This is a genomic window from Streptomyces sp. NPDC058371, from assembly GCF_042723265.1.
GTDB lineage: Bacteria > Actinomycetota > Actinomycetes > Streptomycetales > Streptomycetaceae > Streptomyces.
The window spans coordinates 229,480-246,869 of record NZ_JBHXJC010000005.1 but is presented as its reverse complement, the minus strand read 5'-3'; the positions used below and the strand labels follow the sequence as shown (position 1 = coordinate 246,869).

Annotated in this window: 16 protein-coding genes; 5 read left to right on the top strand and 11 right to left on the bottom strand. The window is 70.9% G+C overall.

The genetic code is table 11. The features are described from left to right. Positions 1-8: 8 nt before the first annotated feature. The 3 genes from ACFWM2_RS18375 to ACFWM2_RS18365 are packed head-to-tail and all read right to left on the bottom strand — an operon-like array spanning position 9 to position 3,012. The gene (locus ACFWM2_RS18375) at positions 9-1,538 is read right to left on the bottom strand and encodes a YfcC family protein (RefSeq protein ID WP_383280375.1); all 1,530 of its coding nucleotides are present in this window, start codon (positions 1,536-1,538) and stop codon (positions 9-11) included. Next, entirely contained in the window at positions 1,535-1,669 is a 135-nt protein-coding gene (locus tag ACFWM2_RS18370) for a hypothetical protein (protein WP_383280372.1), read from the bottom strand. Before ACFWM2_RS18370 ends, ACFWM2_RS18375 begins: the two co-directional genes overlap by 4 nt. Next, positions 1,666-3,012, bottom strand: a complete 1,347-nt coding sequence (locus ACFWM2_RS18365) for a M20/M25/M40 family metallo-hydrolase (RefSeq protein WP_383281086.1) — start codon at positions 3,010-3,012, stop codon at positions 1,666-1,668. Before ACFWM2_RS18365 ends, ACFWM2_RS18370 begins: the two co-directional genes overlap by 4 nt. 501 nt (positions 3,013-3,513) lie before the next feature. Here ACFWM2_RS18365 and ACFWM2_RS18360 point away from each other — a divergent pair. Then, the gene (locus tag ACFWM2_RS18360) at positions 3,514-3,969 is read left to right on the top strand and encodes an RNA-binding S4 domain-containing protein (RefSeq protein WP_383281083.1); all 456 of its coding nucleotides are present in this window, start codon (positions 3,514-3,516) and stop codon (positions 3,967-3,969) included. Between the two features lie 253 nt (positions 3,970-4,222). Here the strand turns inward: ACFWM2_RS18360 and ACFWM2_RS18355 are convergent, their stop codons facing one another. The 3 genes from ACFWM2_RS18355 to ACFWM2_RS18345 form a co-directional block, all read right to left on the bottom strand. Further along, positions 4,223-4,678: a DoxX family protein gene (locus tag ACFWM2_RS18355; protein WP_383280369.1), complete on the bottom strand. Its 456-nt coding sequence runs from the start codon at positions 4,676-4,678 to the stop codon at positions 4,223-4,225. A gap of 576 nt (positions 4,679-5,254) precedes the next feature. Further along, entirely contained in the window at positions 5,255-5,932 is a 678-nt protein-coding gene (locus ACFWM2_RS18350; protein ID WP_383280367.1) for a class I SAM-dependent methyltransferase, read from the bottom strand. Between the two features lie 83 nt (positions 5,933-6,015). Beyond that, a complete protein-coding gene (locus ACFWM2_RS18345) occupies positions 6,016-7,011 on the bottom strand; it encodes an acyltransferase domain-containing protein (RefSeq protein ID WP_383280364.1) in 996 nt (331 codons plus the stop codon). Positions 7,012-7,107: 96 nt separating this feature from the next. On the opposite strand from ACFWM2_RS18345, the gene ACFWM2_RS18340 reads away from it, so the two are divergent. Then, on the top strand, positions 7,108-7,383 hold the full coding sequence (locus ACFWM2_RS18340; protein ID WP_383280362.1) for a DUF6343 family protein: 276 nt from the start codon (positions 7,108-7,110) through the stop codon (positions 7,381-7,383). A 39-nt stretch (positions 7,384-7,422) separates the two neighbouring features. Here the strand turns inward: ACFWM2_RS18340 and ACFWM2_RS18335 are convergent, their stop codons facing one another. From ACFWM2_RS18335 to ACFWM2_RS18325, 3 genes are all read right to left on the bottom strand, one after another. Then, positions 7,423-7,803 (bottom strand): tetratricopeptide repeat protein, encoded by a 381-nt coding sequence (locus ACFWM2_RS18335; protein ID WP_383280359.1) that lies wholly within the window; start codon positions 7,801-7,803, stop codon positions 7,423-7,425. Positions 7,804-7,853: 50 nt separating this feature from the next. After that, positions 7,854-8,462 carry a dephospho-CoA kinase gene (gene coaE, locus ACFWM2_RS18330; RefSeq protein WP_383280357.1) on the bottom strand — a complete coding sequence of 203 codons (609 nt, stop codon included), beginning with the start codon at positions 8,460-8,462 and terminating at the stop codon, positions 7,854-7,856. Positions 8,463-8,660: 198 nt separating this feature from the next. Continuing rightward, positions 8,661-9,599: a PAC2 family protein gene (locus ACFWM2_RS18325; RefSeq protein ID WP_383280354.1), complete on the bottom strand. Its 939-nt coding sequence runs from the start codon at positions 9,597-9,599 to the stop codon at positions 8,661-8,663. Between the two features lie 270 nt (positions 9,600-9,869). On the opposite strand from ACFWM2_RS18325, the gene ACFWM2_RS18320 reads away from it, so the two are divergent. Continuing rightward, positions 9,870-10,832, top strand: coding sequence for a right-handed parallel beta-helix repeat-containing protein (locus ACFWM2_RS18320; protein WP_383280351.1), 963 nt, complete (start codon positions 9,870-9,872; stop codon positions 10,830-10,832). Positions 10,833-10,958: 126 nt separating this feature from the next. Here ACFWM2_RS18320 and rpsA read toward each other — a convergent pair whose 3' ends face one another. Next, a complete protein-coding gene (gene rpsA, locus ACFWM2_RS18315) occupies positions 10,959-12,464 on the bottom strand; it encodes a 30S ribosomal protein S1 (protein ID WP_383280348.1) in 1,506 nt (501 codons plus the stop codon). A gap of 247 nt (positions 12,465-12,711) precedes the next feature. Between rpsA and ACFWM2_RS18310 the strand changes: the two genes are divergently transcribed. Next, a complete protein-coding gene (locus ACFWM2_RS18310) occupies positions 12,712-13,671 on the top strand; it encodes a class I SAM-dependent methyltransferase (protein WP_383280346.1) in 960 nt (319 codons plus the stop codon). Positions 13,672-13,750: 79 nt separating this feature from the next. After that, positions 13,751-16,348, top strand: a complete 2,598-nt coding sequence (hrpB, locus tag ACFWM2_RS18305) for an ATP-dependent helicase HrpB (RefSeq protein WP_383280343.1) — start codon at positions 13,751-13,753, stop codon at positions 16,346-16,348. Here the strand turns inward: hrpB and ACFWM2_RS18300 are convergent. After that, positions 16,338-17,330: a DUF3068 domain-containing protein gene (locus ACFWM2_RS18300; protein ID WP_383280340.1), complete on the bottom strand. Its 993-nt coding sequence runs from the start codon at positions 17,328-17,330 to the stop codon at positions 16,338-16,340. The genes hrpB and ACFWM2_RS18300 overlap by 11 nt on opposite strands. Between the last annotated feature and the right edge of the window lie 60 nt (positions 17,331-17,390).

The following is a 17,390-nucleotide window of genomic DNA, read 5'->3' as shown; positions in this document are numbered from 1 at the left end:
GGTCACGCCTACGTGATCGCCGCCCCCACCGCGACGAAACCGCAGATCAGCAGGAAGAGAAGGGCCAGCAGGGGCCAGACGAAGCGGAGGTACTTGTCGTAGCCGACCTTCGCGAGCGCGACGCCACCGATGGTGACGGCGGTGGTGGGCACCCAGAGGTTCATCCAGCCGCTGGCGGACTGCCAGGCGGTGACGACGACCGCGCGGGAGACGCCCGCGAAGTCGGCGAGCGGCGCCAGGATGGGCATCGCCAGGGTGGCATGGCCCGAGGTGGAGGGGATGAGGAAGGCCAGCGGCAGGTTCACGACGAAGACGATGATCGCGAAGACACTGGAGGACGTGCCCTTCACGACCCCCTCGATGGAGTGCAGCACGGTGTCGGTGATCTTCGAGTTGTTCATGATCACGGTGACCCCGCGGGCCAGCACGATCACCAGCGCCGGCGAGATGAAGTCCGCGGCACCCTGAATGATCGTCGAGCTCAGCTTCTGCTCACCCATCCGCGCCACCAGGCCGACGAGCACGGCCGCGCACAGGAACAGCGCCGCCAACTGCGCGAAGGACCAGTCGAGTTCGAAGCCGTACGGCGTCGCGTCGGCCTTGCCGGTGAGTGCGCTCGACCAGGGCACGACCGAGAAGATCATGAAGGCGAAAACCAGCGCGGTGGTGATCAGGACCGCCTTGTGGAGGCCGGTCAGCTGGGGAATCTCGTCCGCCGGCTCGTCCGCCAGGTCGCGGTCACCGGGCAGGAACCCCGTCAGCGAACGGTCCGGGTTCTTCTGTACGCGCTTCGCGTACCGGATGACGTACGCGACCGTCACCGCCGTCAGCACCACCCACATCACGAACCGGAGCACGATGCCGTCGCCGAGGGAGATGTCGGCGGCGGACGAGGCCACGCCCGTCGCGAAGGGGTTCACCGTCGAGCAGAGCACACCGATCCCGGCGCCGAGGATGATCGTGCCGACGGCCACCATCCGGTCGTAGCCGAGCGCCAGCATCAGCGGGACGATCAGCCCGTAGAACCCCAGGGTCTCCTCGGCGAAGCCCTCCACCGTGCCGAGGACCGAGAACACCACCATCACCCCCGCGATCAGCAGCGCCCCGCGCTCCCGCAGCCGGTGCGCGAGGCGGCCGATCCCGCGGTCGAGCGCGCCCGTCGCGAACACCACCGTGATGAACGCCCCGATGGCCAGCACGAACAGGAACACACCGGCGCTGCCGTACAGTTCGCCGGCCAGGTCCGGCCCGACCTGTCCGCTCTTCTCGTCCTGGATCCCGTACAGACCGTTGACGGGCGACAGGAACAGGTCGTTGAGCCGGTCGACGAAGCTCTGGCCCGAATCCACCCGGTGGTACGTGCCCTGGACCGGCGCGCCCGCGTCATTGCGGTCGTACTGCCCCGCCGGGATGAGGAACGCCAGCGCCCAGACCGCGACCGTGACGATCGCGAGGACGGTGAGCGCGCTCGGGAAGGTGAACTTCGGCTTGTGCGGCGGCTCTTCGTGCTGCGGCTCTTCGGTCCGGGTCGTGGTCACGAGGCGCCCCCGGTCCTGGTAGGGGAGACGGTGGTCATGGCCTTGACGCCCGTGGCGGTGGCGGTGACGTTGGCGGTCATGGTGCGGCTGGCATGAGTAACAGCAGTGCGAGTGGCGGCCGTACGGGTCACGAGGCCCCCTCGGTGCGGAAGCCGGCCGCGTACTCGTGGACGAACGCGCACATCGCCACGACCGTGTTGCGCAACTCCGAGAAGAGCACCCGCTCGTTGGGGGCGTGCAGATTGCACATGCTGTCCTGCGCGCCGAAGAGCAGCACCTCGGCGTGCGGCGCGGCCTGGGCGAGCCCGTTGACCAGCGGGATCGAACCGCCCGTCGCGACGTACGACGCCTCCTCGCCCCACGCCTCGCGCAGCGCGGTGAGAGCGGCACGGTAGGCGGGCCCGCCCGTGGTGGCCTCGTACCCGGGACCCGTATCCCCGGGCGTGACGGTGAGCGGAATACCGAAGGGCCGCAGCGAACGCAGGTGCTCGACCAGCCTGTCCTGCGCGTCCCTGGCGTCCTGCCGCGGATGGAAGCGGAGATTGAGCTTGGCACGCGCGTACGGGACGACGGCCGAGGCCGCGTGCTCGACACTCGGCGCGTCCAGGCCGATCACCGTGATCGCCGGGCCGCTCCACAGCCGTTCGCCGAGGCTCCCGCTGCCGATCAGCGGCACGCCCTCGCTGACACCCGCGAGCTCCCGGAACTCCTCCTCGGTGTACGTCGTCCCGGCCCACTCCTCGCGGCGGAGCCCGGCCACGGCCACGTCACCGTGCACATCGTGCAGCGTGGACAGGGCCTTGAGCAGGACGAGCAGCGCGTCGGGCGCCGCGCCCCCGAACTCCCCGCTGTGGCGCGGCTCCTGGAGGGTGCGGACCTCGACGACCACCTCGCACGCGCCGCGCAGCCCGGTGGTCAGCGTCGGGGTCCCCGGCCGGAGATTGCCCAGGTCGGCGATGACCATCGCATCGCACGCGAACCGCTCGGGGTCGGTGCGCGGATAGTCGTCGAACGGGCTGCCGTACTCCTCCTGCCCCTCGAAGACGATCTTCACGCCGACCGGCGGCCGCCCCTCGTAGGCCCGCAGCATCCCCAGATGCGCGATCACATTGGACTTGTCGTCCGCGATGCCGCGCGCCCGGAGACCGCCCTCCACGGGCGTCGGTACGAAAGGCGGCGACAGCCAGAGCTGCTCGTCGCCGGGCGGCTGGACGTCGTAGTGCGAGTAGAGCAGGACGGTCGGCGCGTCCGGGCTCGGCGGCGGAATCTCCCCGAAGATCACCGGGGCGGTGCCGGGCAGGTCGATCCGCTCGACGTGCTCGACACCGGCCTCCCGCAGCAGTCGTACGAGGAGGTCGTGGGCCTCCCGCACGGGTTCGGCCGGGAAGCCGGGGAACGCGACGGAGGGGATCGCCGCGAGCCGCTCCAGGTCGTCGCGGAGGCCCTCCATCAACGCGTCGACCTTGGCTGCCATCTCCACGTGGGCGCCCCTCACTGTTCCGCGTTCCGCGTTCCCTGTTCCCCGTTCCCCGGGCGACTTCACGCACCAGCCTCCGGGGTGCCGGGGACGGTCGCATCCGGGGTGAGCCGGGCGGGTTCCGCGGTCGCCGCCTGGGCCGGCGGGCGGGGCGGCGCGCGGGCGGATGGGGCGGCGGCCGGACCGGCGAGCGGGCGGGTGAGCGGGCTGACGAGTGGCCGGGCGGGCGGAAATTCCGTCCGGGTCTCCTGGGGCGAGGACTAAGGTCGAGCCATGGCTTCCAAGGCTGCGGACGAGCACACAAAGGTCACGGGCGCCCACACCGACGGCGGCTCCCCTGCCGAGCGGGGCACGGGGGGCACTGGGGACACCGGGACCACTCGGGGCGGCGCGGGTTCGGGTGCGCGCTCCGGCTCCGGCTCCGGCTCCGGCTCCGGCTCCGGCTCCGGCTCCGGCTCCGGCACGAACGGCGGCTCGGGTTCGGGTGCACGTACGGATGTGGGTGCGGGTTCCGGCTCCGACGACCCCGCCGCGGTCGCCGGGGCCGCCCGGCCCGCGAGCGGTGAGAGCGTGCGGGTCGACAGCTGGATCTGGTCCGTACGTCTCGTCAAGACCCGCTCCATGGGCGCCACCGCCTGCCGCGGCGGACATGTCCGGGTGAACGGCGAACGCGTCAAGCCCGCCTATGCCGTACGCGTCGGCGACGAGGTCCGCCTGCGGCACGCCGGACGGGAGCGGATCGTGATCGTGAAGCGCGTCATCCGTAAGCGGGTCGGTCCGCCCGTCGCCGCCGAATGCTTCGTGGACAACAGCCCGCCGCCCCCGCCCCGCGAGGCCGTCGCCCCTGCCGGTGTCCGCGATCGCGGCGCGGGCCGTCCGACCAAGCGGGACCGCCGCGAGATGGAACGCCTACGGGGCCTCGGCGCCCCCGAGGCCGGCACCGACGGCCCCTGAACTCCCGAGGCCGGGGACATCTGCCTACGACCCCTGGACTCCCGACGCCGGGGCATCCGCCGACGGCCCCCTGAACTCCCGACATCGGTGACATCCGCCGACAGCCCCTGAACTCCCGACGCCGGCGACAGCCGCCCATGACCACTCATCTCCCGACGCCGGTGACGTCGCGCCCGCTGCCCTGGCGTGAACGCCGGCGAGGGCTCCCCCGCCACGCCGGGGAGCCCTCGACCTCTGTACGGCCGTACGACGATCACGCCCGCCGCCGCACCAGCCGGATCAGCTCGGCGTTGTGACTCCTGCGCGCCCAGGCGATCAGGGCGAGCGGCAGGATCATGATCAGCGGGGTCGCCACGTACGGTCCGTGCAGGACGGTGACGTTCACGATGAAGGCGCCGACCATCAGCGCGCTCAGGGCCACCGCCGCCACCGACGACAGCAGCGGAATCAACAGCGCGATGCCACCGGCCAGTTCGAGCGCGCCGATGATGTACATCCCCGTGCTGCCCCAGCCGAGCTTGTCGAAGCTCTCCGCGGCCGACGGGTGCGCGATCAGCTTGGGCAGCGCGCTCGCCACCCCGTAGAAGAGGCCGAGCACGATCTGCAAGGCGCCCAGCGAGATCTGGGCGCGCCGGGAGCGGGCGCTCGTGGCGGCCGGGGCGGAGGCGGCGCGGGTGACGGGGGTGACGGGGGCGGTGGTCTCGGACATCAGGTCTCCTGGGCGAAGCGGTAGTCGGTGCGTTCAGGGAGATAGACCGGGCGGACGTCCGGAACTCATCGCCGTGGGCGAAGGATTTCTCCCCGGCCCCGGGGTCACGGCGTTGAGCGCGGTGTCTGCCCCGGCGGCCCCCGCGGTCCCCGCGGAAACGGCGCCACCCGACCCACCGAACTCGGCATCTCTTACCAGCGAACCGGCACTCGTCTCGCCGTACCGGGGGCTCCGTCCCCAGACCCCCGTTCGCCCGAAGGGCTCGTCCTCAAACGCCGGACGGGCTGAACTTCCTCCCCCGCCGCCACAAGGCTCAGCCCCGCAACGCATCGCACCGCACTCAACGCAACGCACCGCACGCACCGCACCGCACCCACCGACTGGAAGACCCACCCGCACCACCACAACACTCGCCCCTGGCAAAGCTGGCGAGCCTTCCCCGCCGAAGACCTCAGCCCCGCACCAGCCGGGCGTCCTCGGCCCCGCAGGAGCCAGGGGCCCACACCCAGCACCGCACAGCTCAGCCCCGAACCGCCGGTCCCCTCACCTCAGTCCCGTACCGCCTCTCCCCTCACCTCAGTCCCGTACCGCCCTGACCCACACCCCGTCCTCCGTCAGATAGCGGTCAACTCGCAGCCCCTCCGCTGCCAACGCCTCCTCGAACTGGTCACTGCTCAGCGGGCGGGAGAGGAACCGCTGGGTCCAGGTGGCGTCCGGGAAGACATACTCCGCGTGGACCGAGTTCACCCCGTCTCCGACAGGCTCCGCGGAGCGCATGCGCACTGTGAAGCCGGTGGGGTCGACCCGCTCACGGGGCAGGTTCGTGTGGTAGTCCACGCCCTCGCGCTGGATCAACACGCAGCCGTCCTCGGCGACATGGCGTGCGCAGGTCCGCAGCAGACCGCGGCGCACCTCGACGTCCCCGCTGTGCACGAGGAAGGACGCGAGCATCACCACGTCGAAGGTCTCGCCCAGATCGAGGTCCTCGATCTGGCTGCGTATCGTGCGGGTCCCACTGATCCGCTCGAGCATCTCGGCCGACTCGTCCACCGCGGTCACCGCGAACCCGCGCTCCAGAAGCGGGTGGGTGATGCGCCCGACTCCGCTGCCCAGCTCCAGGATGCGCGCGCCCGCGGGCACCGCCGCCGCGATGATGTCCGGCTCGTCACCAACGGGCAGCCGTGCGTAGAGCTCGACCGCGCAGCCGTCCGGCGTGATCGCGCCCGGCCCCGTCCCCTCGTACCCCTCACGCATTTCAAGGCTCATACCCGTCCAACGGCCCGCTCCCGTCGGCTCGTTCCCACCCTGCGGCCACTCGATCGGGTGACGTTCACCGATCAGCCGGACGGCAGCGCGAACCAGCCGTGTCCGCCGTACCAGTGGCCGCCCGCGCGCAGATGGTCACCCACCGCCCGCTCGACACTGTTACGCCGGGGCAGGGTCTCGACCGGCAGTTCGGGATCGCCGAAGACGAAGCCGACCGGCACGCTGTCGTCCGGGGTGCTCTCCTCGTCCGCGAGCTCGAAGCGGTCCTGGAAGCGGATGATGTTGGAGTCGGCCCGCAGATAACGCTTGAGCTGGGGATCGAGCAGCCAGGAGTGGCAGACGGCGACCTCGTGGCGTTCGTCGGGGTAGTGGCGGTCGAAGAACTCCCGGGCCAGCGCGAGCGAGCGGTCGCAGGCGGAGGGGGACAGCGGGCCGCGGAAGTCGGTGATGTGCAGGCTCAGGCAGGGGTCGCCGTGACGGAGACCGAAGCCCGCCTCCGCGACGGCCCGTCCCGTCTGCCGGCCGAGCCGGGCCCGCTGGAACTGCAGCCGCCCCAGTTGATACAGCTCACCGCGGAAGTGCAGCGAGATCCACCACGGGAACAGCAGCCCGGGCGTACCGAACCGTCTGTGGTGGACGGCGACATGCCGTCCCAGGTCGGCGAGAGTGCGCCGGGACACGTCGTCCGGGATGCCGCGCTCTTGGTGGTAGCCGCGCACGTACGGAAGGGCCGCGATGAACACGTACAGGGGAAAGCAGCGGCCCAAGGCCCCTGCCGACACGGGGAACACCGGCGGCTCCCATGCCTTTCCGATCTCCCCCATGTCCCGTACGAGGCGGCCGACGCAGCGCGCGAGGAGTGTCATCGCCTCCGCGTCCGCCGCCAACTCGGCGCCCAGTGCGACGAGTTCGTTGATGTGCTCGTGCGGGATGCTCAGGTCGAGCAGCACGTCCGGCAGCTCGTCCGAGTCCGGAAGCGTTGCCTCCGCCCGGGGAGCACCCTCGTGCTCCAGGTCCCTCAGCCACTCGGCGAGTCTCGCGTCCGCCCGCAGCGCCGTCAGCAGCACCGTCGCCTCCCCCTTCGCGTGCCCGGGCCGCCGCCCTTCGCGACCGCCCTCCCTTGGTGAACGTGCACCACCAGAGGTACTTTTTCAGAAGGAGCGATGATTCCGATGCGTACGGGCAGTGAACCGACGACAGCACGCAGTGCTCTGCGGCTGCGCTTCTGGCTGAGCGTCTGGGGTCTGATCTGGGCGGTCGCCGGGACCGCGGGATTCGCGCTCGCCGGCCGGCCCGGGTGGGCGGCCGCCTGCGGTGCCCTGTGGCTGATCATCACCGTCGACATGGCCATGATCCTGCGGCACATCCGTCAGGGCCCGCACTACCAACCGGGCCGCGACGTCCCGCCGTACCCTCCGCCGGAGCACCGCCACCCCTAGGGCCTGTCCGAAGGACACGCCCTGGCCGCTCCGTGTACCTCAGGAGTCGAAGGCCGCCGCTTTCAGATACTGGGGCTTCGGGTCGAGTGCCGCCGCCAGCCGGAAGTGGCGCTTGGCCTGGTCGGGGCGGAGCTGGCGCTCATAGGTGCGGGCGAGCGCGAAATGCGCGAACGCGTTGTCCGGTTCACGCTCCAGGACGATGGTGAACTCCAGCTCGGCGGGACGCAGTTGCGCGGCCGCGAAGAAGGCACGCGCGCGCAGCAGACGCGCCGCGGTGTTGTCGGGGTGTGCGGCGATCACCGGGTCGAGCAGCTTCACCGCGCCCCGCGGATCGCGCGCGGCGAGCAACTGCTCGGCGGCACGGAAGTCGATGACATGCGTCTCCGGAGTACGTCCGGTCCAACCGCTGGTCTCGGGCACGGCAGAGTCCTTCCCTCACTTCAAGGGTTCAACGCCCCCGCGAGGCCCCGCTATTCCTGGGCCGCGCGGGCCCGTCGTCCGAGATCGGCCCATACGTCCCGTACGCGCTGCTCCAGCTCATCGAGCGGTACGTCGTTCTCGATGACGATGTCCGCGATCTCCAGGCGCTTCTCGCGGGTGGCCTGGGCGGCCATACGGGCGCGCGCGTCCCGCTCGCTCATGCCGCGCAGCCGCACGAGCCGGTCGAGCTGGGTCTCCGGGGCCGCGTCGACGACGACCACCAGGTCGTACAGCGGCGCCAGGCCGTTCTCGGCGAGGAGGGGTACGTCGTGGATCACGACCGCGTCGGCGGAGGCCGCGTCCTCCAGCTCCCGGGACCGCGCGCCCACCAGGGGGTGCACGATCGAGTTCAGTACGGCGAGCCTGTCCGGGTCGGCGAAGACGATCGAGCCCAGCTTGGGCCGGTCCAGGCCCCCGTCGGGGGCGAGCACCTCCTCGCCGAAGGCGTCAACTACCGCGGCCAGCCCCGGCGTTCCCGGCGCGACGACCTCGCGCGCGATCCTGTCGGCGTCGATCAGCACGGCGCCCTGCTCGACGAGCAGCCGCGACACCTCGCTCTTGCCGGCGCCGATACCGCCGGTCAGGCCCACCTTCAGCATGACGGGAAGCTTAGGGCCTGCCACTGACAGGGCCGCCCACGACCCCGGACTGGCCCCGAGAACTAGGCCTCTCCGGCCGGCTCAGGAGTCGCCCGCGCCGACGCCGGTCGCCCCGGCTCGGGTTGCCTGATCGTCGGCGGTCGGCGGTCGGCGGTCGGTGGCCGGTAGCCGGGCGGCGGCTGATGGCCGGCGGTCGACTCAGGAATCGCCCTCGCGCTCCGCCAGGAAACGCTCGAATTCGAGCCCGATCTCGTCCGCGGACGGGATGTCGACGGGTTCCGCGAGCATGTTCCCCCGCGTCTCGGCGCCCGCGGCGGCGTCGTACTGGTGCTCAAGTCCCTGGACGAGCGCGACGAGTTCCTCGTCGCCCTCCTGGATCTGCCGGTCGATCTCGGACTGCGTGCGGTGCGCCTCGGTGCGCAGGGAGTGCGCGATGGCGGGAAGCACCAGGCCGGTCGCGGCGGTGATCGACTCCAGGACGGTCAGCGCGGCGTCCGGGTACGGGGAGCGGGCGATGTAGTGCGGCACGTGCGCGGCGACACCCAGCACGTCGTGCCCGGCCTCCATGAGGCGGTACTCGACGAGGGACTCGGCACTGCCGGGGACCTGCGCCTCGTCGAAGGGGCTGCGGTGACCCGGCACCAGGTCGGTGCGGTTGCCGTGCGGAGTGAGGCCCACAGGACGCGTGTGCGGGACACCCATGGGGATGCCGTGGAAGTTCACCGACAGGCGCACGCCGAGCCGCTCCACGATCTGCTGGACGGCCGCCGCGAAGCGCTCCCACTCCACGTCCGGCTCGGGGCCGGAGAGGAGCAGGAAGGGCGCTCCGGTGGCGTCCTGCACGAGCCGCACATCAAGAGTGGGCTCTTCGTAGTCGGTCCAGCGGTCGCGCTGGAACGTCAGCAGCGGACGCCTGGCGCGGTAGTCCACGAGCCGGTCGTGGTCGAAACTCGCCACGACCTGGTGGGGCAGGGCGTCGAGCACCCGGTCGACGATCTGGTCGCCGGTCTCGCCCGCGTCGATGTACCCGTCGAAGTGGTAGAGCATGACAAGGCCGGCCGACTCCTGGGCGAGCGCCATGTCGACGACTGCCAGGCCCTTCGGCTCCCATGCGTACAAACCCTGCGGATCAAGCACAGTGACCGCTCCTCCTCGTGTTCGTACTCCACAACGTGGCGCGCAGGGCGGGCATTCCCCGCCCGTGATCCGAACCGGCCTCTCTTACCGACTTTTCAGGGATGACGGGACGACGCGACGACAGCGATCAGGGAAACCGCGGCGGCAGCAGGGTCCAGAAATTGGTCCAGACCTTGACGCACACCTGCGGCCACCCTACGTTCATGTTCGCGCCCAGAGTTCACGTACTGGAACTCTCTTCTCCGCAACCCACGGGAAGGCTCCCCCCACATGCGCATCCGACGCACATTCCTCGTCCCGCTGTTCGCCGTGACGGCAGCCACGGCCGGCGCCGTGCTGACCGCCCCCACCGCGGAAGCGGCCCAGGTCATCGAGGTCTCCACCGCCGCCCAGTTGAAGACGGCCCTCACCTCGGCCGCCCCCGGCGACACCATCCACCTCGCCGACGGCACCTACACCGGCAACTTCAAGACGACAACAGCCGCGAGTTCGGACTCCCCCATCACCCTCACCGGCTCCTCGGAAGCGGTCCTCACCGCGGGCGGCGGCTACGGCCTCCACCTCAACGGCGCCTCGTACTGGACGGTCCAGGGCATCACCGTCACCGGCGGCCAGAAGGGCATCATGATCGACGCCGCGAAGGGCGTCGTCGTCGACACGGTCACCGTGCACGGCCTCGACATGGAGGGCGTCCACTTCCGCAACTCCAGCACGGACGGCGTGATCAGGAACTCGAAGATCTACGACACCGGCAACGACGGACGCGGCATGGGCGAGGGCGTGTACGTCGGCACGGCCGGCGGCACCTCCGACAAGAGCGACCGCATCCAGATCACCGGCAACACGATCGGCCCGGACGTCGGCGGCGAGAACGTCGACATCAAGGAGGGCACCACGGGCGCGACGATCAGCGGAAACACCTTCGACGGCAGCGGTCTCACCGGTGCCAACTACGACGACTCCTGGGTCGACGTGAAGGGCAACGACGTCGTCGTGGAGAACAACAAGGGCACGCTGACGACGAACAACGGCTACGAGACGCACACCCAGCAGTCCGGCTGGGGCTGCGGCACGGTGTTCCGGGACAACACGTCGACTCTGACGGGGTCCACGGGCGACAAGCAGCTCGCCGTCAACGTGACCAACTACAGCGCGAGTTGCCAGACCACGGTGTACGCCTCGAACACGGTGACAGGTGGCAAGGGCCTCACCAATATCGCGGTGACGCCCTGAGGCGAGTGACCGCCTCACGCACTCCGGACGGCGAAGCGTGACCGCCTCAGGCACACCGGACAGAGAAGTGGGCCCGCACCTTTCGGTGCGGGCCCACTTCTTCAACTACTGCCTAGCGGTGAGCGATCAGCTCTGGCCGCCCGCGAGCTTCTCGCGGAGAGCAGCCAGCGCCTCGTCCGACGCCAGGGCGCCGGAGTTGTCGTCCGACTCCGAGGAGTACGAACCGCCGGCGGAGGCGGCCGGAGCCGCACCCGTGGTGCCAGTGGTGGCACCCTCGGCCTCGGCCTGAGCGTCGGCCTCGCGGGACTTGATGACCTGCGCCTGGTGCTGCTCGAAGCGCTGCTGCGCCTCGGCGTACTGGGTCTCCCACACCTCGCGCTGAGCCTCGAAGCCCTCGAGCCAGTCGTTGGTCTCGGGGTCGAAGCCCTCGGGGTAGATGTAGTTGCCCTGGTCGTCGTACGACGCGGCCATGCCGTACAGCGTCGGGTCGAAGTCGACCGAGGCCGGGTCGGCACCGAAGGCCTCGTTGGCCTGCTTCAGCGAGAGGCTGATGCGGCGGCGCTCGAGGTCGATGTCGATGACCTTGACGAAGATCTCGTCGTTGACCTGGACGACCTGCTCCGGGATCTCCACGTGGCGCTCGGCCAGCTCGGAGATGTGGACCAGACCCTCGATGCCCTCGTCCACGCGGACGAACGCGCCGAACGGAACGAGCTTCGTGACCTTACCCGGGACGACCTGACCGATCTGGTGCGTACGGGCGAACTGCTGCCACGGGTCTTCCTGCGTCGCCTTCAGCGACAGGGAGACACGCTCGCGGTCCATGTCGACGTCGAGAACCTCGACGGTGACCTCCTGGCCGACCTCGACAACCTCGGAGGGGTGGTCGATGTGCTTCCAGGAAAGCTCGGAGACGTGGACCAGACCGTCGACGCCACCCAGGTCCACGAACGCACCGAAGTTGACGATCGAGGAGACGACGCCGGAGCGGACCTGACCCTTCTGCAGGGTCGTGAGGAACGTCTGGCGGACCTCGGACTGGGTCTGCTCGAGCCAGGCACGGCGGGACAGGACCACGTTGTTGCGGTTCTTGTCCAGCTCGATGATCTTGGCCTCGAGCTCCTTGCCCACGTACGGCTGGAGGTCGCGGACGCGGCGCATCTCGACGAGGGAGGCCGGCAGGAAGCCACGGAGGCCGATGTCGAGGATGAGACCACCCTTGACGACCTCGATGACGGTACCGGTGACGATGCCGTCTTCTTCCTTGATCTTCTCGATCGTGCCCCAGGCACGCTCGTACTGAGCGCGCTTCTTGGACAGGATGAGGCGACCTTCCTTGTCCTCCTTCTGGAGAACAAGGGCCTCGATCTCGTCGCCGACCTTGACGACTTCGTTCGGGTCGACGTCGTGCTTGATCGAGAGCTCGCGGCTCGGGATCACGCCTTCGGTCTTGTAACCGATGTCGAGCAGGACCTCGTCCCGGTCGACCTTCACGATGACGCCGTCGACGATGTCGCCGTCGTTGAAGTACTTGATCGTCTCGTCGATCGCGGCGAGGAATGCTTCCTCGTTACCGATGTCGTTGACCGCTACCTGCGGCGTGGTAGAGGTGGTCTCGGTGCTGCTCGTCATGTGGGAAAGGGCTCCGGTACGGACAGTGAGTCGTAGGTACTGCTTACGCCGGGAGCCCGTTTCGCTCTGAAGAAGGCCGGACAGCCAAGGAAGCGCCGAACCGGGTCATGCCCCTTGAGAGGGACATTGCCGTAGGCGCCTCGACAACCGAGGGGACATACAACAGATGCGAGCGCAGCCTGCTACGTCTGAGGAGCGCAGGCCCGCAGCGCAACTTGTAGCATACGGGGGCAGCCGGACAGGGTCAATGCGCGAAGGCGCACACCCGGGGCGGAACGCCGCATACCCGGCACAAGACCTGTCCCTGGAGGCCACATGGGCCGTCGTCGCCTCTGTCGTGACGCCCGCGGGGACGGGTTGCACGGAAGAGCCGCAGACTAATACGAGGGAGCCGATCATCCAAGAGCCCGAGCCGTTCGAACCGGAAGCCACCCGACGTGCCGCCGACGTCACGGAGAGTTCCCGGGCCAACCGGGGCTGGTGGGACCGCAACGCGGACGAGTACCAGGTCGAGCACGGCACCTTCCTCGGCGACGACCGGTTCGTGTGGAGCCCCGAGGGGCTCGACGAGGTGGAGGCCGAACTGCTCGGCCCGCCCGAGGAGCTGAAGGGCAAGGACGTCCTGGAGATCGGCGCCGGCGCCGCGCAGTGCTCGCGCTGGCTCGTCGCCCAGGGTGCCCGTCCGGTGGCCCTGGACATCTCCCACCGCCAGCTCCAGCACGCGCTGCGGATCGGCGGGACGGTGCCCCTGGTGGAGGCCGACGCGGGGGCCCTCCCCTTCGCGGACGGCTCCTTCGACCTGGCGTGCTCGGCGTACGGCGCACTGCCGTTCGTCGCCGACCCGGTCCGTGTGCTGCGCGAGGTGCGCCGGGTACTGCGTCCGGGCGGCCGCTTCGTCTTCTCGGTGACGCACCCGATCCGCTGGGCCTTCCCGGACGAGCCGGGCCCGGAGGGACTGAGCGTCGCCGCCTCCTACTTCGACCGCACTCCGTACGTGGAGCAGGACGACGACGGGAACGCGGTGTACGTGGAGCACCACAGGACGGTCGGCGACCGGGTGCGCGATGTGGTGGCCGGCGGCTTCCGCCTCCTGGACCTCGTCGAGCCGGAGTGGCCCGCCTGGAACACCCAGGAGTGGGGCGGCTGGTCCCCGCTGCGCGGGAATCTCATCCCGGGGACGGCGATCTTCGTGTGCGAGCGGGACTGACGACCACCGTCCGCCCCCGTTCCCCTTGTTCTCCACGCGCGCGTGGAGGCCGTTTTGACGGCCGTACGAGACTGGGGGCGTGATCCGTACCGACGCTCTCGACCGGCTGCCCGTCCGTTCCGCCGTGCCCGCGCTGCGCGGCGCCCTGGAGGAACACGGCGCCGCGGTGCTGTGCGCGCCGCCGGGCACCGGCAAGACGACGCTTGTGCCGCTGGTCCTCGCAGGTCTGGTCGGGGAGGAGCCGGTGCGCCGGGTCGTGGTGGCCGAGCCGCGGCGTATCGCCGCCCGGGCGGCCGCGCGGCGGATGGCGTGGCTGCTCGGCGAGAAGGTCGGCGAGAGCGTGGGCTACACCGTGCGCGGGGAGCGGGTGGTGGGGCGGCACACGCGCGTGGAGGTCGTGACGACCGGGGTGCTGCTGCAACGGCTGCAGCGTGACCAGGAACTGGCCGGCGTCGACGTGGTCGTCCTCGATGAGTGCCACGAGCGCCATCTGGACGCGGACACGGTGGCGGCGTTCCTGTGGGACGTGCGGTCCGCGCTCCGCCCCGAGCTGCGGTTGCTGGCCGCGTCCGCGACGACGGACGCCGAGGGCTGGGCCCGGCTGCTGGGCGGTGCACCGGTGGTCGAGGCGCAGGGCGTGTCGTATCCGGTGGAGGTGGTCTGGGTGCCGCCCGCCCGGCCCGTACGGCCGCCGCACGGGATGCGGGTGGATCCGGCGCTGCTGGCGCATGTGGCGTCGGTGGTGCGCCGGGCGCTGACGGAGCGGGAAGGGGACGTGCTCTGTTTTCTCCCCGGGGTCGGCGAGATCGCGCGCGTGGCGGGGCAGTTGGGGAGCCTCGGCGAGGTCGACGTGCTGCAGGTGCACGGGCGGGCGCCCGCCGCGGTGCAGGACGCGGTGCTGTCCCCCGGAGAGCGACGCCGGGTGGTCCTCGCCACCTCGGTGGCCGAGTCGTCGCTGACGGTTCCCGGGGTGCGCGTGGTCGTCGACTCCGGGCTCGCGCGGGAGCCGCGGGTCGACCATGCGCGCGGGCTGAGCGCGCTGACGACCGTACGGGCCTCGCAGGCGGCGGGGCGGCAGCGGGCGGGGCGTGCCGGGCGGGAGGCGCCGGGGGCGGTGTACCGGTGCTGGACGGAGGCGGAGGACACGCGGCTGTCCCGCTTCCCGGCGCCGGAGATCAAGGTGGCCGATCTGACGGCGTTCGCCCTCCAGGTGGCCTGCTGGGGTGACCCGGACGCGTCCGGGCTCGCGCTGCTCGACCCGCCGCCGGGAGGGGCGATGGCGGCGGCCCGGACCGTCCTGTCCGCGGTGGGAGCGGTGGACGCCGCGGGGCGGGCGACGGAACGGGGCGCGCGCATGTCCCGGCTCGGGCTGCATCCGCGGCTCGCCCGGGCGCTCCTGGACGCGGTGCCCGAGGTCGGTGTCGAGCGGGCCGCCGAGGTCGTCGCCCTGCTCAGCGAGGAACCGCCGCGGGAGTACGGCGACGACCTCTCCGCGGCCCTGCGGAGCGCCCGGCGCGGCGGTGACGCGTACGCGGCGCGCTGGCGCACGGAGGTCCGACGGCTGCGCGGCGCGGCGACGCCGGCGCCCGCGGGCCGGAAACCACCCCGCCGGTCCTCCACCGACGCCCCTCTCGCCGAATCCTCCGAACTCTCCGAACTCTCCGAGACGGTGTTCGGCGGCGCCGGCTCGCGGGCGAACACCGGGGACGACCGACTGGCCGGGCTCGTCGCCGCTCTCGCTTTTCCCGAGCGGGTCGCGCGGGCGCAGGGCGGGTCGTACCTCATGGTGTCCGGGACGCGGGCCGAGGCCGGCGAGGGTTCGGCGTTGCGCGGCGCGGCCTGGCTGGCCGTCGCGGTGGCGGACCGGCCGGTCGGCGCGGGGCACGCGCGTGTGCGGCTCGGGGCCGTGATCGACCAGGACATCGCGCTACGGGCCGCAGGCTCGCTGCACGCCGAGGGGGACGAGGTCCACTGGGCCGACGGGGATGTCGTCGCGCGCCGGGTGGAGCGGCTGGGGGCCGTGGAGCTGACGGTGCGGCCGCTGCGGAACGTCGACGCCGGACTCGTACGCGAGGCGCTTGTCGAGGGGTTGCGCGAGGAGGGGCTCGGGTTGCTGCGCTGGTCGCGGGACGCGGAGATCCTGCGGCAGCGGCTCGCCTTCCTGCACCGCAATCTCGGCGCTCCCTGGCCCGATGTGTCCGACGACGCGCTCCACGCGCGCGTGGCGGAATGGCTGGAGCCCGAGCTGAGCCGGGCGCGGCGGCGGGCCGACCTCGGGCGGATCGACGCCGGGCAGGGCCTCACCCGCCTGCTCCCCTGGGCCACCGGCGACGCCGCGCGGCTCGACGAGCTCGCGCCCGAGCGGATCGAGGTGCCCAGCGGGTCCAGGATCCGGATCGACTACGGGGATCCGGAACGGCCGGTGCTCGCCGTGAAGGTGCAGGAGATGTTCGGGCTCCAGGTGTCCCCGAGGGCCGCCGGGGTGCCGGTCCTCGTGCATCTGCTCTCGCCGGCCGGGCGTCCGGCGGCCGTGACGGCCGACCTCGCGTCCTTCTGGAAGGACGGCTACAAGGCCGTACGGGCCGAGTTGCGCGGGCGCTACCCCAAGCACCCGTGGCCCGAGGACCCGGCGACCGCCGCGCCGACCCGGCACACGAACAACCGGCTCAGGCGTTGACCGGTTCCGGCGCCTCGGCCCGGTCCTGGGCCGGGTCGTCCGGCCTGCGGCCGCGGGCCTCCAGATAGAGGGACAGCGACAGCAGCCCGGCCCCGATGATCAGGAAGCCCCAGGGCAGGTACGAGGTCATCAGCAGGACCAGGGTGCGGTTCGACTTGACCAGATCGACGGTCGACCTGATGTAGTCCTCGCGCATTTTGACGTGCCCGGAGAAGGCGGTCACCTTGTCGCGGTCTCCGAGGAGGGTGCCGCCGCGGAGCTCCTCCTTGTGGATCTCCTCGCCGTAGACGGGTGCTCCGGTGAGCGGCTCGACCCAGAACTTGCGGACTGTCGTGTACCAGCGGGTCGTGCCCGTCTTGGCGACCGACTCCGGGGTGATGCCCTCGACGGGCATGATCTTGGGGAACGGGACCTTGGTCCAGGGGATGGTCTGCTCGAAGTAGTAGACCTCGACGCCGCGGAAGTTCTGCGTGCCCTTGTAGTGGATGGGGGCCGTGGTGCGGGTCTGCGCGTCGAAGTACTCGTAGTCCCGCTTCTCCGTCCGGAAGGGCCACTTGAACTCGATGCCGTCCCGCGTGACGGGGTCGCCGTCGACCGACTCGCCCGTCGCGTGGACGGGTTCCTGGCTGTGCGCGTCGAAGATGTAGCGCTCGGGGAGCTTGGAGACCATCTCGCCGTCGGGTCCCTCGACATAGGAGAGGGAGTCCCAGACGACGACGTCACGGCCCGCGGTGCGCTCGATCCGCTCGGAGGCTTTCACATTGCCCTTGAGCGTCTGCACGATGGTGATCTTGGGGACCTTCTTGGCGGTCATGCTGCCGTAGTCGAGGAGGGTCGCGTCCTTCGCCTCCAGGACCATGTCCTGGTACTGGTTTGCCGGGACCTTCGCCAGGCGCGGGAAGGCGTACCAGCGCAGCAGTGGGGACAGCGCCGTGAAGAACACGGCGAGGGCGAGCAGGACGAGGCTGGCCTTGCGTCGCATCTCGGCGGCCCTCCCGGTGCGTTACGGGGTCTGCGGGGACGGTGGCTCTACGGGGTGCTC